A 21,453-nucleotide genomic window follows, 5' to 3' on the forward strand; every position below is an offset into this window, starting at 1 on the left:
GATTATACGCCTTATGAATAAGCAAGGCGAAAAAAGAAGATCGAATCAAACAATCTCGATCTCCCTTCCTTCCCGAAAGCTCCTGTAGGCAGCAGAGACCACTTCAAGAGCTCTCAACCCGTCTTCTCCATTAGTAAAAGGTTCCTTCCCAGAATGAATCACTTCAAGAAACTCTCTCGTCAAAAGCAGATCGAGATCATCTCCGTAGTTTTCCCAGCGATTTCCTTTCTCGCTGGAACTTACTTCAATCTTAGAGTTGAAGATATCCAGAAAGAGAGTACCTCTGGTTCCCACAATGTGTATAGTCACATCACCCCAGTAAGGATGGATTCTCGGTCTCGACCAGCTGCAGTCAAGCGTCATGTACTGGCCCGTTGAAAGTCTGAACATCTCCAGTCCGCAGTCTTCGACACGTGTATCGTGAATCAGGGTGTCATATACGGCGTAAACCTGTTTGAACTCGCAGTCGAGGAGCCATCTTACGGTGTCAACAACGTGAACGGTGTGGTCCATGACAGCGCCGCCACCGCTAAGTTCGGGATCTACGAACCAGCCTCCAGGCATTCTCCCGTGGTTAGTTCCAACAAGGCTGACGATTTCACCCAAAAGACCATTCTTGATCAACTCTTTGGCCTTTCTTACGGAGGCACTATATCTCACCGGAAAAGCCATCTGAAGCCTAACGTTATTTATATGACAAATGTCTATCATAGCCTCGGCATCTTCAACAGATGTGGCAATCGGCTTTTCGCACAATACATGTTTTCCACATCGTGCAGCGATTTCCACGAACTCTCTGTGAGTTGAGTTCTCGCTTGCAACTATTACTCCGTCACTTGCAGCTACAAGCTCTTCGGGGTGGTCGTACGATTTAACCTCAAGAGTAGTGCTCGCTCTTGCCATCCTTGACCTGTCGTGGTCATATATCCCAACAATCTCAACATCTCTTTTCCCCTTTAACGCTTTTACGTAGCTGTAGCCATGCATGTGAGCTATTCCAAGAATCGAAATTCTCGTCGTCTCACGACACCTCCGAGAGTTCTACCGGTCTCAACAGTCTCGCCGACAGGTTGGCTGCCAGTGCAACTCTCAACGATTCTGTAGCCTCTTCACAGCTCACCGGGACTTCTTTGCCTTCCTCTATCGATAGTATGAACGATTTCAGCTCCTCGGTATATGGATCATTCAAGATCGGATTCTCTTGAGAGTATAGGGGCTTGCCGTCGATTGAGGTTTGAAGGCGAAGCGTAGTTTCTCTCTCGTAGCTGTTCGTGATCATTCCCTTAGTGCCGATGAATTCGTAAGATGTTCCAAATCCAACCGGCATGTCGGCCGGTTCGGCCCAGCTGCCTTCGATGTGGGCCAGTGCGCCGGACTCGAACCTCAGAATCGCCATGCCGTGATCGAAAGAAGGCTTTTTCACTGTCGAGCTCAGTTCTACGGACCTCGCTTCGACGGTTCTCACCGGGCCAAGCAGTTTTCTAAGAAAATCAAAATCGTGTATGGAGAGATCGATGAAGACCCCGCCGCTTTTGGTGATATCTGCAAACCAGTTATCTATACCGTGCGAGGGAAAGGATCCTCCTCTGTAAAGTCTAGCCATTACGATTTCGCCAACGTCACCTGAGGAAGCGAGTTCTCTAACCTTAACATACTGCGGAAAGAAGCGTACGACGTGGCCCACCATAAATACTCTGCCGCTTTTTTTTGGCCGCCTTGTCCATTGCCACGGCGTCTTCAATCTTCAGTGCTACCGGCTTTTCACAGAAGACATGCTTGCCCGCCTCGAGAGCTCTGACTACAAGATCTCTGTGGGTGAAAGTCGGCGTGCAGATATCAACTATTTCTATTTCGTCATCTGCAAGGGTTTCATCAAAACTTGCAGCGATTGCTCGATATTTGTCGGAGATAACCTTCGCTCTGCTTCCAACTGGATCGACTATCGATAAGGGACTCGTTTCATCTATCGTTCTATATGACCGAGCATGAACGTTTCCCATCATTCCGGCTCCAACTATTGCTGTCGGGCGCACATCACACCTCCAGTACTATTGGGAAGAAAAACGCTACAGTTTGCTCACCTTCATATCTATTATCGTCATCTTCGAATTCTCCGCTCCCAGAAAATCGTCGTTTGAGACCCCGCGAAAGTCCTTGCCAAACATATCATACATATGAGAACTCAAACTCAGCTCGGGGAGCCTTCCGACAAACCTCTCTCCATCAAACAGGAAGGCAAGTTGAACCGGGGTTGCAAAGCGCCCGTCCTGTGTGAAGTCTCCTCCACTGGCAATAAGAATGAAGATAGCCTTCTCACCTTTGAGAAGCTGTTTTGCAGTTTCCTGTGATTCAGCGAATTTAAGCTTCGGTATCCCCAGCTCCGGCAAACCATCGTACTCTCCACCTGCAGAACCAGTATGAGGTAGATTAAAAGTTGTAGCCGTTTTCTTATCCGTATATGGCGACTTTAGCACTCCGCTCTCAATAAGAGCAAATCTATCCAACTGATTTACAGTCCCTTCTAGATCAAAAAACGGTTCGAAGAAACCATCATCGACGTTACGCGTCTGCAAGAGAGTGACTCTATCGGAAAAGATCTTCTCACCGACTTTCCCTGACAAAAGGGATCCGCCAGAACCAAACAGCATCCCATTCAAAGACTCATAGAGTTTCTTGTAATACGTCATGTCGCCCGACATGAAAGCTACCGGATATACTCCTTCTTCTATGTCGTGGAGCTGGTTCTTGTATGCATCACAAATCATATTAGTCAGTCCTACAAACGAATCCTTTCGGAACTCTCTTCCTTCGTATCCTGTCATTGCATCGATAATGTTAGATGACTGTTTGTCCTTTATGACTAGTTCCATGCTGAGAGATTCTCGAGACGATCTCAGATCAAGACCGAGATCATTCTCCAGAAAAGACTCTACCTTAGCCGACTTGAATAAATGACTGAAACTGAATTGTGGCTGATCTCTTCTCAGTCTCTCAAGGATATCTTCTGCAGCTTCCAGAAGCTCCGCCTCGTTCTGAAGATCTGATTCGTGCTGTTCTTCTCTCTTTAGTTCTTTGCAAGGTTCGCAAGCATAAGGAATTCCAAGCTCGAGAGATTCTCTTGCTTTTTTTATGAGCTCTCGCTCATCGCAATTTCCAAAAGCACCGGCAACACCCATTGACTTACCATCGTAAAGACGAATTGAAGTTCGAAGAATGTCTTTCTTTCTTACTGAAGTAACCCGAGTTTGAACTATCTTCACAGCACTCTCTGTATAATGAACGACAAGTCTCTCTTTAGTCATAGTCAGCACCTCCTAGTGAGCATTCAACGAACGTACACGCACGTACGGTCCGCCGAATCCAACGGGAAGAGGGTACTGTTCCATCTTTCCACATCCTCCAAGCGCAAATGACAGAAGCTTGAATTCCTCGGTTAGTCCCTCTATTTCGTTAAGAGTCTGGAAAACACTTCCCGTCACAACAGAAATCTTCACAGGCTCAGCGATCTTTCCATCTCTGATCATATAAGCTCTGCAGGGAGCGAGAGTGAATGTAGACATTCCTGAACCATGGTTTAGTGAATCGACATAGAGTCCTTCTTTGATACCTGAAAGTAATTCATCAAAGGAGAGCCTTCCCGGCAGGATGTAGGTAGTCGTCATTCTAACCACAGGTTCGAACTCAAAGCTCACGGCCCTGGCGTTTCCCGTCAACTCCTCGTCTAGAGCGGCAGCAGTCTCGGCACTATGAAGCCTCCCTGAAAGACAACCGTTTTTTATCAAGTAAGTTTCTTCAGCTTTTGTTCCCTCGTCATCGAAAACAACGTTACCTACTCCAGGTTTATTTCCATCATCTACTATTGAAAGGATTTCGCTGCCAACCTTTCTGCCTATTTTCCACTCTTTCATCATCGTCTCGTCTCCGAGCATGAAGTCTGATTCACTCTTATGACCAAAACTCTCATGCGCAAACACACCTGCCGCCTCTGGAGAAAGAACCACCGGATATCTTCCAGGGATCACAGACTTTGCGTTTCTTATGAAGTATTCAGAAGCTTCAACTGACTTCCTGACGTCCTCGGCAAGTTCTTTGATCGATTCTAACTCGTTACCGGCAAGGTCGAATCTGTCCATAAGCTGCTCTTCTCCATCGGCCATTTGATAGAGCATTCTGAAGCCCACCCTTTGATAATCGAATTTCAAATCTGCTCCCTTGCTTGAGAAGAAGCTCTTGACAACTCTCTGGTCTATGTATTGGCCCCTCCAAAATCTCACGAGACCACTTTCTTCGACTATGGGAAAATAGGTAGAAAGAATATCGTGCTTCTCCTTAAGAGGTATAGTTGAGATATCCGATGATTTCTCGAATCTCAAAAACGAACCCTTGTTTACCTGAAACTTCTGAACTATCTGGTTCGCTTCGATAGAGGGATTCTTTTTAGCAAGATCTGCTAGCCTGTAGATCTCACCTTGAACAGAGTTCAGGTCCGTAGTAGAACTGAAATACCACCTCTCTCCATCGAAAATCCTGATGAAAGCCGCAACGTATTTCTGTTCCTTCATGTTATCCGTTCTTCCTAGAGTAACAACTATATTGCTATTCGAGACTTCCTCTACCCTAACATCAGAGTAAACATATTCGGGAAAATCAAACATATCTCACCTCCAGCGACTATTTCAGTAAGAGTATATAACGATGTCAATAGAAACAAGTCAATTGCTCTCGGCTTAGCGCCAAATAAGCGTCTCTCACAGATTCTCACCGGCTTGACCGGAAAACAAAGCTAGAAAGCTGTCGTCAAGCATTTCATGAGGCGGTTTACTATTACAGTGATAGTTCGCTGATCCCGGTTTCCTTCCCTCTGTAGAAGGCAGCTAATCTTTGCTCAGTCAGAGCTATCAGATACGGTAAGAATTATCAATATGGACCACAACTTTTGCGCAGTCGTGACCGAGAATCGATGATATCCTGTCGCTTCTAACTCCCCTTATCTTATCGACTTCAAGCGAGGTGAAGTTAGAGATTCCCCTCGCAATTTCCGACCCATCAACCGAGAGTATACTAACCACCTCGCCTTCAGAAAAGTCTCCAGATACTTCTTCCACGCCTATGGCCAAGAGACTCTTTCCTCTTGCAATTGCGCCTTCTGCGCCTCGGTTGATCTTAATACTCCCTTTCGGAGTAGAGAGAAATCCAATCCACGTTTTCCGGGCACCTGGCGATTCTATCGAGGGAAATACGGTTCCAATGTCATCACCCTTTGCAAATCTCTCTATGTTATTCAAGTCTCTCCCATTACAGATGCAGCTTCTAATACCGCTTGCAGATGCGGCCCGTCCAGCTCTTATTTTGGTCTTAATGCCTCCTGTACCCCACGAGGAGTTCTCTATGTTCTTTAGTCTCCTAGATGTATCAAACACCGAAATCACTTCACCGTTTTCGTCTACGATTCCCTCTACAGTGGACATCAGTATCAGAAGATCGGCCTGCCATCCTATTGCAAACATCGAGGCGAGAATGTCATTGTCTCCAAACATTATCTCTTCGGTAGATGTTGTGTCGTTCTCATTCACTACAGGGATCAGACCCAATTCTATCAGCCCTATAAGAGTATTCCGCAGGTTAAGAAATCGCTTCCTGTCTCCAAAATCGTCTCTGTTGACCAGGATCTGAGCTATTCTCTCGCCAAAAAGATCAAACACGTTTTCGTATAGTTTCATTAGCTGAACCTGACCCGCAGCACAAAGAGCCTGCTTCATGTACAAATCGCTAGATGTTCTTCTCCCTTCAAGATAACCGAAGCCCGCTGCTTTAGCCCCTGAAGAGACAAGAACAACCTGATTACCTGACGACTTCAGAATAGCTATTTCCCTTGCTAGCTCTGTTATGTACTTCTTGTCGATCTCGCCATCTCTTTTTACCAGGAGGTTTGATCCGACTTTCAACACGATTCTTGACATTACTTTCTCACCTGGTAATCCCCTAGTATCGTATACTTGTAGCTTGTAAGTTCCTTCAGGCCAAACGGACCGCGTGCATGTAGCTTCTGGGTGCTGATACCTATTTCACTCCCGAACCCAAACTCTCCACCGTCCGTAAATCTTGTTGAAGCGTTTACGTAGACAACAGCAGAATCTACGCATCTAAGGAATTGCCTGGAGTTGCAGTAGTCATTTGTTAGTATCGATTCCGAATGTCCCGATGAGTACTTCTCAATGTGCTGTATAGCTTCTTCTACGTTCTCTACGACCTTTATTGCAAGTATTAGATCGAGAAACTCATCGAAGTAGTCCTCTTCGGTCGCAGGATTCATTTTCCAGTGTTTTATCGATTCTGCGCAACCTCTGAGCTCTACTCCCTTTGCGGTAAGAACACTGGCGACCCGAGGAATAAACTCGGCCGCAATCATTCTGTGGACAAGTAATGTCTCGACTGCATTGCAGGTGCCTGGCCTCTGAGTCTTCGCATTATCGACAATCGAAACCGATTTTTCCAAATCAGCACTATAATCGACGAAGATGTGACAATTACCAGTACCGGTTTCTATAACCGGGATTCTGGAATTGTCAACAACGAACTTGATGAGAGCAGCGCCACCTCTTGGGATTATAAGAGAAAGGTACTGGTTCATCTCCAACATCTCTTTCACTACTTCGCGTGAAGTATCTTCAACCAACTCAATGGAACCATCCGGAAGCCCGGCCAGAGAAAGTGCTTTCTTCATTATCAGTACTATGGCCTTGTTCGAGTTAATAGCGTCGCTTCCTCCCTTCAAAAGGATAGAATTTCCCGATTTTATGGCAAGGATCGATGCATCAACAGTTACATTGGGCCTTGACTCGAATATCATTCCGATGGCTCCTATCGGCACTCTTTCCTTCGAAATTCGAAGGCCGTCTTTCTGTAGCCGCGTACTCTCTATTTCGCCTACCGGGTCAGGCAGCACTATAACTTCGCGACAAGCCTGAACCATGGCTTGTATTCTACTTTCAGAAAGCGCTAGCCTGTCTATCAGCGATTCCTTCGTTCCTTTCTCTCTGGCGTTGGAGACATCGACAGCATTTGCTCTGAGAATCACATCCTTATGCAATTCAATCTCTTTAGCAATCATGGAAATTGCAGCGTTCTTCTCTTGTGTGGTGATCAGCCTGAGTTTTCTGGAGGCATTCCTAACTCTCTCTCCCTTACTTAGCAGATCCATCTTCGGTCACCTCCAGTTCGGAATTTATCTCTCTTGCTCTTAGGTAAGTGTCAAACAACGCTTTCATTATGGTTCCCCTAAGTCCTTCCCTTTCCAAGGAGTAAATTCCCTCGATGGTTGTTCCTCCTGGGGAAGTTACTAGATGTCTGAATTCGCCCGGGTGATTGCCTTTAACTTTGAGGAGTTCAACAGACCCTCCGAGAGTTCCTAAAATTAGCTCTCTAGCGACATCATAGGAAAGGCCCATCTTCAAACCAACATCGATCAGCGATTCCACTATCACGAAGACGAATGCAGGACCGCTTCCACTCAAAGCCGTTACAGCTGCGAGGTCCTTTTCACGGACCTCAACTATGTCGCCCATCGTAAGAAGAATTCTCTCCACTTCTCTCTTCTCCCTTCCGGTCAAAGAAGTCGAGCAGACGAATCCCGTCATCCCTCGTCCGATAGCGCTCGGAACATTTGGCATGATCCTTGCAATCTTCTCCAGTCCTGTATTCTTCGAAATGACCTTGATTTCTATCCCGGTGATAGTACTGATAACCACCGGACCGTCGTTCTTTCCGTTAATTATCTCCAGGAATAGCTCCCCACAGTCTTGAGGTTTCACCGAAATGATCACGTGGGTGCAATTGGAAAGAACTTCATCTGGACTCTTTGCGATTACCACTTTTTCACTTTCGGCAGAAAGACCGGAGAGTCTGTCGAGATTTCTGTCCAGCAAGTAAAGCTTCTCAAGGTCATGCAGCTCGTGAAGCAGTCTGTTCGCAAAAATACCACCTATGTTGCCAACACCAATAATGCCTATTTTCATTTTCCCCTCCTGAATAGCTGTCTAGCGAGAATTAACTATAGTCGAGAAATTGGAGAAGATTCTCAGCAACTCTTCTTCAGAACCAAGTTCGATTTCCTCTGGATGGAACTGCACACCGAATCGCGATCCGTCAAGAGAAGCTATCCCTTGTATGAAGGTCGATTCCCCCCATGCAATTTGATAATAGCCACCGGGAATGTATGGAAGGCCATAGTTGTGACGCTGATAGGCATTCACTTCCGATTTCATTCCCATGAACAGCTCATTCGAAGTGTCCAACCTAACCTTTGATACTCCGAGCTCACGCGAGGCTACCAAGGATTCCTGAAAGAGCCGAGCCAAGATTTGCATTCCCAGACAAATACCCAGAACAGGACCATGAAAATCCTTAACAAATGAGGCTCCCCAAGAAAGAGAACCACCATCGAAATACTCGCTCATCGAGAAGCCTCCTGACAGAACCAGACCATCACATCCCGATCCATCTTCAGGAAAGCCCTCAAGAAATATCCTCCAGGTTCTGTATGCTACGCCTGCTGTCTCCAAAGCGCTTTCAACAGGCGATACAGATGTCCCAAAATCGGTGTCGTTCACCAAGATGCAAATCACAGAGTCTCCCCCCTCTGTTTTGCGGCAATTATAGCACTTTATCTTGTGGTAGCTGTCCGCAAAATGAAAAGCAGATCATTTATGATTTGAAACGACTTCAGACCTTCAAACTCAGGGAAGTAAAGAACTGCGGATAAACTACTAACCTCTCTTACCAAGCAAGCTGTTGAAAATGAAGACTTCACCTCCCGATTTCGTTGTGATGGTCTTATAGGCGATTTCGTGATAAGCCCTTATTCTCCTAACCGTTCTGGTGCTTGATCGCATGGCGATAGAATCGGTTATAGCCTGGTTATGGGTGAAGCGAACACCCTTCAGGAATGAACCGTCAGTTATTCCGGTAGCGCTGAAGACAACCTCCTCACCATCAATCAGATCCTTTGTTCGATAGACTCTATCAAGCTCAAACGAAGAATTTTCTACCTTTTCAATCTCTTCTGAATCTCTTGGCCAGCACTTCACCTGGATCTCACCACCCATACACTGAAGTGCCGCTGCAGCCAGAACTGCTTCTGGAGAGCCTCCAACGCCCATGTAGATTTCTGTCCCTCCATCAGGAAGAGCAGTCGCGATTGCCGCAGCAATGTCTCCATCATTGATCAGTCTGATTCTTGCACCGACAGCTCTAACGGCTTCAACGAGAGGGTAGTTTCTCTCTCGATCGAGCATTGTCACCGTCAGTTCCGATACTTTGACACCAAGGATAGCTGCCGCGATACGGAGGTTTTCTCGTGGAGTTGCGTCGATATCCAGGTTTCCTGCAAGCTCCTTTCCAACCGCCAATTTGTCTACATAGTAGGTTGGTAAGGGAGCTACCTTGCCTCCTTCGGTTGCTGCAATCACGCTTAACGCATTAGATCTTCCATTCGCAACCAACCTGGTTCCATCTACCGGGTCAACAGCGATAAGGACTTCCGGATCGTCGTCATTCCACTTTCCAACATGCTCTCCGGCAGCCAGCATTGGTGCATCGTCCTTTTCTCCTTCGCCAATGATTATGGTTCCCTTCATGTCGAGCAAATCTAAAATACCTCTCATTGCATCTACAGCTCTTTGATCTACTGCTTCTTTGTTACCGCGGCCAAGATAAACACTAGAAAAAAGGGCCGCCGCCTCTGTCACCCTCACCATATCTAGGGTTATTTCTGCAATCAAGACTATCACCCCCCATGTGATAATCATAGCACCGGAATAAGGCTTTTTTGCTGAATGATTTCAGCGCCCGTTTTCGAATTCTGTAGTTGTCAGAAACATTGCGAAGCGTTTGTGCTTTTTCGGAACCGATATTTGCTGCAAATCACTGCTCATTCTGTACAGAAGACCGTTGTGAGAAACGATAACAGAGCTTGGACGATTAGAATCTTTCCTGATTCTGCGGCAATCAATATCTGTATCCATTGATCTCTCAATGATCACGACCCACACTTTCTTGATAGGCAACTAATCCCGATTTTCAGTGATATGATCTTTCTAGATGATCGCAGGAGAACGCTTCCGGTTGTGAAGAATACTGGACCGGTCTTTTAAGTGATCAAAAGGAGGGAATTGTATGCGTAAGCTGTTGATAGCAGGCTATCTATTTATTGCACTGGCCGTTGTCTTCTCCTATACGGTCGATCTTCCTGAGCAGATCTTTGTTTCTCAAGGGAAACTGATCTCCGTTCTTGGAGAGAATGTAATTGAGGATTCCGAAATCTGTGCCGTAAATGTACAGATACCTTCAGTCAATGGACTTAGAGACAGACCTTTCGAGCAGTTTCTGAATTCTACTATCGAGGGTGAAATATCCCAGTATAGAAGCGAAATCGAGGAATTGGCCCGGAAAGCTTTTGAAGAGTCTAAGACTTCTGAGTGGCCATTCAGAACTTTCGATGTCTATGTTGTTTACTCCGCTTATCTTAGTGATGGAATTCTAAGCATAGACATGGTCTTCAGTGAGTTCACCGGAGGCGCACATCCAAACGCATCGAGAAGAACGTATAACATCGATCTGGAGAAGTCCCGACTTGTTGCTTTGCACAACATTCTCGGAAGCAAAAAAACTGAAGAGAAATTGAACGGATTGATTAAGGAAGAAATCTCTGCCCGCGATGATCTCTGGCCTGAGTACTTTGAAGGAGTCACGTCGGATCAGGGCTTCTACCTTAAGGGAGGAAGGCTTTGCATTTACTTCCAACCGTACGAAATCGGTCCCTGGGCAGTTGGAATGCCTGAGTTTTGTTTTTCGCTTGAGGAGTTGCTTGGCAACTGATGACTCTTACCTAGCTTGCATTCCAAAGTGATTTCTATGCTTATCTCTGAGTGAACGCTCGTTGACACCAATAATCATTGATGGTAAAGTTTTATTGCTGGCCGAGGTGGTGGAACTGGCAGACGCGGCGGACTCAAAATCCGCTGGGGTTGAGAGCCCCGTGCGGGTTCGATTCCCGCCCTCGGCACCAGAGGAAGGCTTAGCCTTCCTCTTTTCGTTGAAAAGGTTTTCATTTGTGCTTTAATGAAGTGTGGAGGTGTGTGTTTGCAGTTCCTTGATTTTGATCTCCAGGAAAAAGACCTCTTTTCTGCAGCCGATGAGCTCATACAGCGAACGCAATTGGGAGTGAGATCACATGTGCTTACGCTCAACGCCTTGATTGCTTATGAATACATCAACAACGAAGAATACAAGAAGGCTCTGAGTACAGTCAATTATGTAGTTCCCGATGGCAGCGGTGTGCTGAAAGCGATCAAGCTGATTTCAAAACAAAGAATTGAAAGAGTACCCGGAATAGACCTAATGCTGAAAATCTGCGAACTTTCATCCGAGGCGGGTCAAAAGATATTCCTTCTGGGGTCGAAAGAGAGTATCGTAACAAAGACTACCGAAAAACTAAAACAAAGATTTCCACTAATAGACATCGTTGGGTATCACAGCGGCTTTTTCACACGAGAGGAAAGTGATACAATCGTTTCGAAAATAAACAATTCATCAGCGGATATTGTTTTTGTCGGTATGGGTGTTCCAAGACAAGATATCTGGATTGCGAAGAACCTTGACAGACTTAATGCCATGCTTTTGATGGGAGTCGGTGGATCGTTTGATGTTATCTCAGGCGATCTGAAGAGAGCTCCTTTGTTCATGCAGAAAGCCGGCCTTGAGTGGCTGTACAGGATATTTCAAGAACCAGGAAAACGACTCAAGATTATCCCGAAATTATTCAGCTTTGAGTGTTACGTTATCAGATCCTATTTCAAATCAAGAAGAGGTGGTTCCAGATGATCGTAACTAATGTTTTGGCATTCACAAATGATCTAAAGAACCCTCTTGTGGATGATGCTTTGGTTAGATTTGAGAATGGGAAGATCACTTTTGTCGGACCGAGGAGAGAGTACAGCATCCAAGAAGACGAAGAGATAATCGACGGCGAAAAGGGAATTCTCTTGCCTTCGTTTTTTAATGCACATTACAGCGTCTATTCCAGCATCTCCCCATATCCATTGAAACTTCTTAAAGATAATCAGACTAACAAAAGCTTTTTCAGCAATCTGCTGGAATCCGTCAGAAGCGAGATTAACCCTTCTTTAGTAAGGCTTTCTGCGGAAGTTGCCGTATTGAAAGCAATCAGGAGTGGTTCTGTCGCAATCAGCAGCCCAATAGTCGATCATCCTGAAATCGATCCAACATTCTACAAGGAAGTCGCAGCCAAGTACGGAGTTTACCTTGCTGTCGGACCTGTATTGACCGAGGAGACAATTGACAACGTCGCGGGGCGCTGGGAAAGCGTTACTCGCGATTCCACGTTCTGCCCAATAGTCTACGTAAGTGAGCTTGCCACCTATAGCGAAGATAGCCTGAGAAAATTGAGGGAGCTGTACGAAAAAGGGATGAATCTGAACCTCTTCATTTTCGACATGAAGAGAGAGAATGAGACTTGTCTTCTCAGGTGGGGAGAGAGTCTTATAGAGAGACTCCTGAAAAACGGTATCCTTGGACCCGAATGTGGTGTCATCTACGGAGGTAATCTAAGCGAAACTGACATGGATATTATCTCTTCCCGGAGAATCTTCGTGACGAAATCACTTAGATCAGAAATGTACGCAGGTAGCTTTCAGTCAAACATATCCGACCTACTCGGTCGGGGGATGCAAGTTTGTTTGGGCACAGGATTCATTGGTTCGGATATGTTTGGAGAGGCAAAGGAAGTTATTCTTACTGAAAGGTACCACAGGGGTTTCGACAATTATGTCATCGATTATGAGATAAGAAAGACTCTCTTCGATAACAACCACAGGTTGTTCCAGAGGTTGTTCGGAAAAAGTACGGGAGTGCTTAAAGAAGGCTATTCGGCCGACCTGGCGTTGTCGAGGTCCTGCCTTGACCTGGAAAAGTTCGATCCTCATTTGCCTATAACACTTCAATTGGTCCTGAAATCGTCCTTTGACACGAGTTTTGATAAGGTTTGGAATTCAGGGGAATTGATTCTTGACAAAGGTTTCCCTCAGAGGATTTCGAAGAAAGAGCTTAAAGATCTCTCTAAGGAGCTCAGAAACCTGGAATTGTGATCTCGCCGGACTTCTTGTAAACTTCAATTGCGTGCCTTATTGCAGAGGCACGCTTTTCGCCAATTCCGTCGACATCCATCAGTTCGTCTTCCGTTCCCTCAAGAAGATTAGATAGCGTCCCAAATTCCTTGCCCAGGTTTATTGCGACCTGAAGAGGAATTCTAGGTATATGCCGAGCAAAACGTATTCCTCTTGATCTAATGAAATACTCAACAGCCTGAGAGGCAGTGTTAATTTCGTATCCAAGATGTCTCAATATTACCCCGAAACTGCTTATCTCTTTTTCGCTTAGATTCCTCAATTTTCCAATTGCCTCTTCAAGATTATCCTGATCAAGCAACTGTTCACTGAAATCCAGGACGAGACTTTCGATTTCTTCATTAACATTCACCAAAATCTCTGCTAGTTGCAATGCAGGAAATCTTCCGTGGTTACCTAATTCGGCTATTGTAAACTCTGCTTCCTCGCAAATTTGAAGGACCATCAGTCCCTTTTGTATTGTCTTAACAACATCAAAGAGCGTGAGTGAACCTGCTCGCTCCATGAATTCTATTCCCTGCAGCGCCTCAATGAAGGCCTCTTTGTACTTCTCTGCCGTTCTTATTGTCTGAGTTATTTTGGAGGTAAGCGTCTCAACACTGTTCAAGGTATAAGTGTAATCGCCCAAAAAGATAGTCATCGTATTTCTTCTCTTTGAAACTGCAACAAGCATCTTGCCAGTCTCTTTAGCCATTCTTTCGGCAGCCCTGTGCCTCATGCCTGTCTGATTGGTCGGGATCGTGTGATCGGGAATCAGCTGAACGTTAGCTCCAACTATCGTTGTGAGATCATCATCCACCACGATCGCACCATCCATTTTGGCTAACTCATACAACTTGTTAGGATTGAACTGGCAGTTCAGAAGAAACCCTATCTGCATAAGCTGACCATACTTCTTGTAGTCATCGACAAAGAAAATCAGACCTCCCACGCTGGCATCCTGTATATCATCGAGAGCATGTCTTAACGGAGTCCCCGGCGCAATCTTCTTGATTTTCTCTATTAGTTCACTCCTTTCCACTCTTCATACCTCCGATGATTTTCAAGAGTTGCTTCACATCTTTTATACCATTTCTTCCCTCTGGCGAGACTATCCTTGAGAAAGATGATTTTCTAGCTCTCTCCAGCCTCTTCTCTGTTGAAGATACTGAGCGAATGGTCCCGTCGAGGCCGATCTCACCAAAAAAGCCTACACCTTCAGACAATGATGTATCGGAGTACGAAGATATCAAAGCTGCTGCAATTGCTAAGTCAACACCGGTATCCTCTATCTGAAGCCCTCCTGCAACGTTAAGGTATAGATCAAGACTGTCCAGTGGAATACCCGCCCTCTTATTCAGCACGGCGCTTACGAGAAGCAGTCTTTCTAGTGGCACTCCGGTTGATAGCCTCCTGGGGGTTCCATATACTGGTTTCGAAACGAGCGCCTGAACTTCTACCAGAAAGGATCTTGAGCCTTCGTAGACAACCGATACTACGTTGCCGGGAGCACTTGTGTAATCCTCAACAAAGAGGCTACTTATGTCAGGAACCTCTTTCAGCCCTTCCGCAGTCATTTCGAAGACGGCGATTTCATCGGATGGACCAAATCGATTCTTCACGGTTCTAAGGAACCTGTATCCCGTCTTGCTTGATTCGAAATAAAGGACTGTGTCGACAAGATGCTCCACAAGCTTTGGACCAGCGATTTGCCCACCTTTAGTTATGTGAGATACTATCATAACAGGTATTTCAGAGGTCTTCGCCAGTGAAACGAGCATGTTTGCACACTCCTTGACTTGCACCACAGAACCGGGTAATGAAGGAGCGCTGGACACCCTTATGGTCTGCAATGAATCTACCACCAGCATACCGTACTTTCCAATCTCAAGCGATCTGAGAGCGTCTATTTCGTTAGTGGATACAACTTCTATTCGTTCCTTGTTTAGTAGCCAAAGTCTGTCGCCCCTCAACTTCAGTTGATGGACAGATTCCTCCCCAGATAAATAAAGAACGGGTCTCTCATCTGCCACCAAGTCTGATAGTTGCAGCATCAGAGTAGACTTCCCAATTCCAGGTTCTCCACTGACAAGAATTGCGCTACCGGGTACTATACCGCCGCCAAGAGATCTGTTCAACTCTTCGATGTGAGTGTCTATTCTCAAGGATTCTCTAGTGTCGATTTCAGAGAGAGGTCTAGCCTCTAGGTCTGCAATCGAGGAAGCTTCTTCGCGGCTTCCTTCTGCAGTAAAAGACACCGCGGTATTCCACTCGCCGCAGGAAGGGCAACGGCCGAACCAGGCAGGGGAATCATAACCACAGACTTCGCAAACGTAACTTCTTCTCTTCTTCATCATTTACAACCGCTTTGCTGCGGCTATTGCACCCCCTATCCTTAGATTCCAGAAAGGGGGGCGAGAAACTGCCCCCCTTTCTATCTTATCTGGAATGAGCTCTAGGTAACTGCTTTCACTTCAGTTTTCTCATCCTTCTTCTTCTTGAAGACGAGAACTCTGTTGTCAACTTCAGCCGTTATTAGATCCCCTTCTTGGAATCTTCCTCTGAGAAGTTCTTCGGAAAGAGGATCTTCAACGTACTTCTGGATAGCTCTCTTCAGTGGTCGAGCACCATATACAGGGTTGAACCCTTCATCGACCAGAAAGTCCTGAGCTGCTTCCGAAAGAAGCAATGTCAAGCGTTTCTCCTTAAGTCTCTTTCTCATATCGTTCATTAGTATATCGATTATCGACTTTATCTGAACTTTGGTTAGTTGATGGAATACTACTACCTCATCGAGTCTGTTAAGGAACTCAGGTCTAAAAGTTCGTTTTACCTCTTCGAGGACAGAAGTTTTCATGGCCTCATATTCTTTTTCCTCCTGAATAGACTCGACAAAACCTATCGAAGATTTCGTTTTGTTTATGAATTCCCCGCCTAAATTGCTCGTCATTATAACTATGGTATTCCGGAAGTCGACCTGTCTACCCTGCGAATCGGTAAGTCTACCATCGTCCATTATCTGTAGAAGAATGTTGAAAATATCGGTATGTGCCTTCTCAATCTCATCAAAAAGTATCACCGAAAAAGGCCTCTTTCTTATTCGTTCTGTCAGGGTTCCGCCTTCGTCATAACCAACATAACCTGGAGGTGCTCCAATAAGCCTGGAAACGGAGAACCTTTCCATATACTCCGACATGTCGAACCTGACAAGGGCCTTGTCATCCCCAAACAAGTACTCGGCTAAGGCCTTCGCTAGTTCAGTCTTTCCGACTCCTGTAGGACCTAAGAATAGGAAGGCTCCAATCGGTCTTCTAGGATCTTTAAGACCGCTCCTAGCACGCCTAATTGACTTTGCAACGGCGGTAATTGCTTCGTCCTGGGATACTATCCTCTCGTGTAACGCGGATTCAAGAGTCAGCAACTTCTCGCTATCGGTCTCCTCAAGTTTTCTGAGCGGAATCCCAGTCCAATTGGATACGATCTCGGCGACTTCATCATCATCGAGAGTTACAATCTCGGAATCGACCCTGCTTCTCCATTCGTTATAACCGTCTCTATATTTCTGCTGTATCAGACGTTCTTTCTCTTTAAGCTGAGCCGCCTTCTCATATTCTTGATCTGCTGCAGCTGTCTCTCTCTTTATCTTAAGAACCTCGATCTCTCCCTGCATGTTCTTCAACTCATTCGGTACTGTGAGTTTCTTCAGTCTAGCCCTGGAACCTGCCTCGTCAATGATGTCTATTGCCTTGTCAGGAAGGAATCTGTCAGACACGTACCTATGTGACAAACTTACCGCCGCCTCCAGGCCCTTATCTGTATAACGAACTTTGTGGTGAAGTTCATACTTGTGTCTTATACCTTTCAAAATCTCTACAGACTGTTCGGGAGACGGCTCGGTCACATAGATTTTCTGAAATCTCCGCTCCAGAGCTGCATCCTTTTCTATGTACTTCCTGTATTCATCAGGAGTTGTCGAGCCTATACATCTAATCTCCCCACTGGCCAAAGCTGGCTTTAGGATATTTGCAGCATCTACGGCACCTTCAGCCGAACCAGCGCCAACTATCGTATGGACTTCATCTATGAACAGAATGATGTTTCCGTTGGATTTCACAACATGGATGAGTTTCTTCAGTCTCTTCTCAAATTCACCTCTGTACTTTGTCCCGGCTATGAGTGAAGCTACATCCAGTGCAAAAATGACTTTATTCTTGAGTGTCTCGGGAACCTCTTCATCAACGATCATTTGTGCAAGTCCTTCAACAATCGCAGTCTTTCCGACGCCAGGTTCTCCAATCAAGACAGGATTGTTCTTCTTCCGTCTGGAAAGAACCTCCATTAGCCTCTGCCTTTCAATCTCTCTACCAACAATCGGATCTAGTTTTCCCGCTTTGGCCATAGCAGTAAGATCGGTGCCAAAGCCCTCAAGCTGCTTAATCGCTGAACTCATTGTCGGACTTTGTTGAACGAAAACATTATCAGGCTGCTCACTTCCTCCTTCTTCCCAGTCGCCCGTGATGTTTTCAATGATCTCTCTCCTAAGCTGCGACAAGTTCACTCCCATCTGCTTCAAAATGTGGGCCGCGATTCCTTCTCCTTCGCGAACGATTCCGAGCATAATGTGTTCCACATCAATCTTGTCTTGCCCGAGCATCTTCGACTCGTCATTTGCTAGCTCGATAACTCTCCTTGCTCTCGGGGTCATCTGTGGAGCCCCAACTACAGACTGATGTACATTCGTTCCAACCATCGAAGTAACTTCTCTGGAGATTCTCTCGTATGTAATCGAGTAGTTTCTCAGAATCCTAGTTGTTTGCTCATTATCAACCTTGATGATCGCTAGGAGGAGGTGTTCAGTTCCAACGTAAGGGTGGCCGAGACTTCTAGCCTCGTCCTGGGCTGTCACAAATACTTGAGCAGCGCCTTCAGAAAACTTGTCGAAGTACATTATCGTCACCTCCCATTTGGCTTCCTCTTTCCTAAGAAAACTGATAAAGCCTTTCTGATGTCTTGTTGCACTCTCTCTTCACTGTTTGTTCCGTCTATAACAACAAATCTCTCTCTATTCTCAGCCATCAATTCTTCGTATCCTTTTCTTACTCTTTCGAAAAACTCTAAACTCTCCACTTCTATTTTATCATTTTTCCTTTCTTTTCTCATCCGCGAGATAGCAACATCAGCCGGTACATCAATATACAAGGTAATGTCAGGTAATGTGTCTGCCACAGCAAAAGAATTCATCAACTGTACAATCTCACGCCCAAGACATCTTCCGACTCCTTGATAAGCAACTGATGAGTCCATGAACCTGTCGGCGATGACTATGCGACCGCTCTCAAGAGCTGGCTTTATGACCTCTCTGACAATCTGAGCGCGGGCAGCCATGAATAGGAGCAATTCCGATTCGGCGCATAAAGGATAATCCTTGTGGAGAAGTATCTCCCTGATCTCCTCGCCAGCTCTAGTTCCTCCAGGCTCTCTGACAATTGCAAACTCCACATCTAATAGACTCAAATACTCTTCGAGGAGTTTGATTTGAGTAGTCTTTCCACATCCGTCTATTCCTTCTATACTAACGAACATAGCTTTCACCTCATCTCTATTGGAGGTTCTACAACGACTTCAGACGATGAACCCTTTCTTCCGCTCAAAAGAACTAGCTGAGCTTGTTTGTCGAGAGATCCATGTGCAAAACGTACTCTGTGAATCCCAAGACCTTGATCCTCCAGAAGACGAAACCACTTCGTCATATCTCTAGGATGCAGCAGAAAAAAGAACGCGCCTCTGTTCTTCAAGAGTCTACCTGTGGCAAAGGCGAATATTCTCGCGGATTCACGATCGGTCCTTCTTGCAATGTTTCTTCTTTCATCGGGGCTTTCCACTCCTGAGTGAACGAAATGCGGCGGATTAGCGATCACTACATCGTAGACCTCTTCACTTTTGTCTCTCAAGTATTCTTCTATATTGCAATTGATGAAAGTTGTGAGTTCTTGCACGCAGTTCGAATATGAGTTCTTGACCGAAATATCGCGGAGATTTCTATCGATCTCCAGCCCGGTAGCCTTCAGGCCGAAGGTCTTCGCAAGAAAGATCGATATTGCTCCACTCCCAGAACCCAGTTCAAGAACAGTCCTAGAACCCTTTGGAGGATCAATAAACCAGGATAATAATACCGTGCCGTGGTTTACACGAGCATGTGGAGAAGTGAAATCCAGTTTCAACCGCTCAAGAACATGCGGATCGAATTCTCTAAAACTCATTCCCATAGCTCAGAACACCTTGATTGCAGACTTTTCATCTGAAAGAATCTCGAGTAAACCCTCCACTTTCTTCTGAACGGATAGACGCGACAGCTCTTTAATGTCGATCGTAACACTTCCGATTATTTGAGGTTCATCAATATGAAGAGAAGACGCACCGGAGACTTCAATTACTGTATCGATCAACGGACCTCCGATAAATGAGAATCGGGAGGTCTTGTTCACCAGAACACTCTTCGATTCGATAAGAGAATCAACCACTTCGATCCGCGAATTGATAACTCGAAGGGTCTGAGACTTCATATCGCTCCTGGAGAGCATTGCCATTCCGAGATTGCTGAAAGTGACTTCGGTTCCCGAAAAGTCGCTAATATGAATAAGCATTTCTCTAACGTTCTCAACGACAACTTCGCCCTTAACGTTGCTCCCGTATATCTGGACAGTACGCGCTCCTTCTATCTCGAGCCCTCTGGAAAAGGTGCAATTCTCAAAGACAACTACAGCAGCTTCCTTAACCAGTATTCTGGTGTTGTTGAAATCAACGCTTCTCGCAATCAGAACCCCATTATTTGCAACTTCAATAGTACCGGTTGAACCTCCCGGGTTCACCGAAATTCGATCCTTCCGTCCTTCTAGATCAAGAACTCCGCTCACCAAAAGGGTGTTACCCTTAGGAATTGTAAGAGAAGAGCCAGATTCGGCTCTCATCACCGATCCGTCTCTTACAACAATGTTCCCGTAGAATCTGTAGTCGTTACCTCCAACTAGTAGAGCGTCCATTCCCAAGAAGGACGAGATAACCTCAGTGCTGAATCTCCTGAACAGACTTTCTTTCGCGAACACCGGAACTGAAGGCATGAATCTCTCTCTATCTGACTCGAAAACAATTCTGTACAAGTCGCCATTCTCAGATATGCTTTCCTTGGTTATCACAGAAGACCTTTCGTTTGGCATATGAGTAGAAAGTGTTATCCATTCGCCATCTCTGTATCTCTGCAATTCGACCGGACCTTCTGAAGCACTCCATCTCGCATTTCTGATTGTACCCTCTTCAATATAGAGCTCGGGAAGATCAACCGAAGTCTTGCGAATAACTTGAATCTGTCTTCTGCATTCGGTCTTGTTGCCGGAAGAGTCTATCACTTGAACTACAAGAGTATTCTGTCCTTCCGGAAGAGGTATCTCCGGAATCAACTTTGTCCCGTCAAAGAGAAGGGGGATTCCACTTTCTTCAATATAGGCCCTAATCGAAAGATCGGCAACGCTGTCCCAATCGTCGCTTATTGCTGCTCCAAATGACCCTCCCAAATACGGTTGTCCTATTGACAGGTCGACGACAGGAGGAAAATCCTCAGAAAGTCTCAAATCAATTACTGAGGGTTTTGAAGTGATGGAACCAGATCTTGAGAATGCTTGTACTATGTATTCGTTGTCCCTCTCAATAGGAAAAGTAAAGACCCCATCCGATGAACCGTATTCGGTATCGTTAACGAGAATAAGGTAGTCGGTAACTGAACCATTAGTCTCTGTCTCCAAAGTCAGAGTCAACTCTCCTTGTGCGAGATTCCATCGAAATACCGGAGCGTTAGGTGGCTGAAGATTTACGGTTGCTTTCGCATAGGCCGGCGTAGTCAAGAATCTCTTTCCCTTGATCAGAGTCACATAAATCGAATGAGTACCATGCTCTTTCAGCTCAAAGGAGATCTCCGAGCCTTTGAACTTCATTCCATCATTGCCGTCAAGGGGCGATCGACCGACGGTAACCAGAACCGAAGGAAGGTCTCTGCCGGGAGAAGACACATCCAGCTTCAAATAACACATAGTACCTTCACATTCGATGTTCACTATTGACAAGCTGTGACTCGTACTGTCACTGCAGGCACCAAGTATTACGACCAACAACGTAACGACAAATAGCCACCTAATCTTCCTGATGTCCTTCACACTCCCATCTTAAGAAGAATAACACATCTTTCTGAAACTGACTCTCGAAATGTTGCCAGAAGTTGGGG

General features: G+C 45.7%; 19 protein-coding genes and 1 tRNA gene. 4 read left to right on the forward strand and 16 right to left on the reverse strand.

The window, feature by feature from the left end:
• Positions 1 to 45: 45 nt before the first annotated feature.
• From Q502_RS07475 to glpX, 10 genes are all read right to left on the reverse strand, one after another.
• Positions 46 to 1,011, reverse strand: coding sequence for a Gfo/Idh/MocA family protein (locus Q502_RS07475; RefSeq protein ID WP_258394193.1), 966 nt, complete (start codon positions 1,009 to 1,011; stop codon positions 46 to 48).
• A 10-nt stretch (positions 1,012 to 1,021) separates the two neighbouring features.
• Positions 1,022 to 1,684 carry a Gfo/Idh/MocA family protein gene (locus tag Q502_RS07480; protein WP_243392197.1) on the reverse strand — a complete coding sequence of 221 codons (663 nt, stop codon included), beginning with the start codon at positions 1,682 to 1,684 and terminating at the stop codon, positions 1,022 to 1,024.
• Positions 1,647 to 2,033 (reverse strand): Gfo/Idh/MocA family protein, encoded by a 387-nt coding sequence (locus Q502_RS14665; protein ID WP_243392198.1) that lies wholly within the window; start codon positions 2,031 to 2,033, stop codon positions 1,647 to 1,649. The genes Q502_RS07480 and Q502_RS14665 overlap by 38 nt, the downstream gene beginning before the upstream one ends.
• A gap of 33 nt (positions 2,034 to 2,066) precedes the next feature.
• Positions 2,067 to 3,302 (reverse strand): metallopeptidase TldD-related protein, encoded by a 1,236-nt coding sequence (locus Q502_RS07485; RefSeq protein WP_099828669.1) that lies wholly within the window; start codon positions 3,300 to 3,302, stop codon positions 2,067 to 2,069.
• Positions 3,303 to 3,314: 12 nt separating this feature from the next.
• Positions 3,315 to 4,655 (reverse strand): TldD/PmbA family protein, encoded by a 1,341-nt coding sequence (locus Q502_RS07490; protein ID WP_099828670.1) that lies wholly within the window; start codon positions 4,653 to 4,655, stop codon positions 3,315 to 3,317.
• A 243-nt stretch (positions 4,656 to 4,898) separates the two neighbouring features.
• Positions 4,899 to 5,960 carry a glutamate 5-kinase gene (gene proB, locus Q502_RS07495; protein ID WP_099828671.1) on the reverse strand — a complete coding sequence of 354 codons (1,062 nt, stop codon included), beginning with the start codon at positions 5,958 to 5,960 and terminating at the stop codon, positions 4,899 to 4,901.
• Positions 5,960 to 7,201: a glutamate-5-semialdehyde dehydrogenase gene (locus tag Q502_RS07500; protein WP_099828672.1), complete on the reverse strand. Its 1,242-nt coding sequence runs from the start codon at positions 7,199 to 7,201 to the stop codon at positions 5,960 to 5,962. The genes proB and Q502_RS07500 overlap by 1 nt, the downstream gene beginning before the upstream one ends.
• Positions 7,185 to 8,015, reverse strand: coding sequence for a pyrroline-5-carboxylate reductase (gene proC / locus Q502_RS07505; RefSeq protein ID WP_099828673.1), 831 nt, complete (start codon positions 8,013 to 8,015; stop codon positions 7,185 to 7,187). Before proC ends, Q502_RS07500 begins: the two co-directional genes overlap by 17 nt.
• A gap of 21 nt (positions 8,016 to 8,036) precedes the next feature.
• Positions 8,037 to 8,624, reverse strand: a complete 588-nt coding sequence (locus tag Q502_RS07510; RefSeq protein WP_099828674.1) for a type 1 glutamine amidotransferase — start codon at positions 8,622 to 8,624, stop codon at positions 8,037 to 8,039.
• 141 nt (positions 8,625 to 8,765) lie between these two features.
• Positions 8,766 to 9,779 (reverse strand): class II fructose-bisphosphatase, encoded by a 1,014-nt coding sequence (gene glpX, locus Q502_RS07515; RefSeq protein ID WP_099828675.1) that lies wholly within the window; start codon positions 9,777 to 9,779, stop codon positions 8,766 to 8,768.
• A gap of 394 nt (positions 9,780 to 10,173) precedes the next feature.
• Between glpX and Q502_RS07520 the strand changes: the two genes are divergently transcribed.
• The 4 genes from Q502_RS07520 to Q502_RS07535 all read left to right on the forward strand — a co-directional run bounded on the left by Q502_RS07520 (position 10,174) and on the right by Q502_RS07535 (position 13,163).
• A complete protein-coding gene (locus tag Q502_RS07520; protein WP_099828676.1) occupies positions 10,174 to 10,875 on the forward strand; it encodes a DUF3298 and DUF4163 domain-containing protein in 702 nt (233 codons plus the stop codon).
• A gap of 100 nt (positions 10,876 to 10,975) precedes the next feature.
• Positions 10,976 to 11,065, forward strand: a tRNA-Leu gene (locus Q502_RS07525).
• 68 nt (positions 11,066 to 11,133) lie between these two features.
• The gene (locus Q502_RS07530) at positions 11,134 to 11,880 is read left to right on the forward strand and encodes a WecB/TagA/CpsF family glycosyltransferase (protein ID WP_243392199.1); all 747 of its coding nucleotides are present in this window, start codon (positions 11,134 to 11,136) and stop codon (positions 11,878 to 11,880) included.
• Positions 11,877 to 13,163: an amidohydrolase gene (locus Q502_RS07535; RefSeq protein WP_099828678.1), complete on the forward strand. Its 1,287-nt coding sequence runs from the start codon at positions 11,877 to 11,879 to the stop codon at positions 13,161 to 13,163. The genes Q502_RS07530 and Q502_RS07535 overlap by 4 nt, the downstream gene beginning before the upstream one ends.
• Here Q502_RS07535 and disA read toward each other — a convergent pair.
• From disA to Q502_RS07565, 6 genes are all read right to left on the reverse strand, one after another.
• Positions 13,144 to 14,223 carry a DNA integrity scanning diadenylate cyclase DisA gene (disA, locus tag Q502_RS07540; protein ID WP_099828679.1) on the reverse strand — a complete coding sequence of 360 codons (1,080 nt, stop codon included), beginning with the start codon at positions 14,221 to 14,223 and terminating at the stop codon, positions 13,144 to 13,146. The genes Q502_RS07535 and disA overlap by 20 nt on opposite strands.
• Positions 14,210 to 15,535 carry a DNA repair protein RadA gene (gene radA / locus Q502_RS07545; RefSeq protein WP_099828737.1) on the reverse strand — a complete coding sequence of 442 codons (1,326 nt, stop codon included), beginning with the start codon at positions 15,533 to 15,535 and terminating at the stop codon, positions 14,210 to 14,212. The genes disA and radA overlap by 14 nt, the downstream gene beginning before the upstream one ends.
• A 101-nt stretch (positions 15,536 to 15,636) precedes the next feature.
• Positions 15,637 to 18,129 carry an ATP-dependent Clp protease ATP-binding subunit gene (locus Q502_RS07550; protein WP_099828680.1) on the reverse strand — a complete coding sequence of 831 codons (2,493 nt, stop codon included), beginning with the start codon at positions 18,127 to 18,129 and terminating at the stop codon, positions 15,637 to 15,639.
• 5 nt (positions 18,130 to 18,134) lie between these two features.
• Positions 18,135 to 18,764 carry a dTMP kinase gene (gene tmk, locus Q502_RS07555; protein WP_099828681.1) on the reverse strand — a complete coding sequence of 210 codons (630 nt, stop codon included), beginning with the start codon at positions 18,762 to 18,764 and terminating at the stop codon, positions 18,135 to 18,137.
• Positions 18,765 to 18,769: 5 nt separating this feature from the next.
• Positions 18,770 to 19,447, reverse strand: a complete 678-nt coding sequence (locus tag Q502_RS07560) for a tRNA1(Val) (adenine(37)-N6)-methyltransferase (RefSeq protein WP_099828682.1) — start codon at positions 19,445 to 19,447, stop codon at positions 18,770 to 18,772.
• 3 nt (positions 19,448 to 19,450) lie between these two features.
• Positions 19,451 to 21,385, reverse strand: a complete 1,935-nt coding sequence (locus tag Q502_RS07565) for a hypothetical protein (protein WP_243392201.1) — start codon at positions 21,383 to 21,385, stop codon at positions 19,451 to 19,453.
• Positions 21,386 to 21,453 lie beyond the last annotated feature (68 nt).

This window comes from Mesotoga sp. Brook.08.YT.4.2.5.2. (assembly GCF_003351125.1).
GTDB lineage: Bacteria > Thermotogota > Thermotogae > Petrotogales > Kosmotogaceae > Mesotoga.

Bases quoted from the DNA above. Each gene is read 5' to 3' on its own strand.
- proC (WP_099828673.1), bottom strand. From the start codon at position 8,015: ATGAAAATAGGCATTATTGGTGTTGGCAACATAGGTGGTATTTTTGCG.
- Q502_RS07560 (WP_099828682.1), bottom strand. From the start codon at position 19,447: ATGGGAATGAGTTTTAGAGAATTCGATCCGCATGTTCTTGAGCGGTTG.
- Q502_RS07550 (WP_099828680.1), bottom strand. From the start codon at position 18,129: ATGTACTTCGACAAGTTTTCTGAAGGCGCTGCTCAAGTATTTGTGACA.
- Q502_RS07520 (WP_099828676.1), top strand. From the start codon at position 10,174: ATGCGTAAGCTGTTGATAGCAGGCTATCTATTTATTGCACTGGCCGTT.
- Q502_RS07500 (WP_099828672.1), bottom strand. From the start codon at position 7,201: ATGGATCTGCTAAGTAAGGGAGAGAGAGTTAGGAATGCCTCCAGAAAA.
- tmk (WP_099828681.1), bottom strand. From the start codon at position 18,764: ATGTTCGTTAGTATAGAAGGAATAGACGGATGTGGAAAGACTACTCAA.
- radA (WP_099828737.1), bottom strand. From the start codon at position 15,535: ATGAAGAAGAGAAGAAGTTACGTTTGCGAAGTCTGTGGTTATGATTCC.
- Q502_RS07485 (WP_099828669.1), bottom strand. From the start codon at position 3,302: ATGACTAAAGAGAGACTTGTCGTTCATTATACAGAGAGTGCTGTGAAG.
- Q502_RS07535 (WP_099828678.1), top strand. From the start codon at position 11,877: ATGATCGTAACTAATGTTTTGGCATTCACAAATGATCTAAAGAACCCT.
- Q502_RS07490 (WP_099828670.1), bottom strand. From the start codon at position 4,655: ATGTTTGATTTTCCCGAATATGTTTACTCTGATGTTAGGGTAGAGGAA.
- proB (WP_099828671.1), bottom strand. From the start codon at position 5,960: ATGTCAAGAATCGTGTTGAAAGTCGGATCAAACCTCCTGGTAAAAAGA.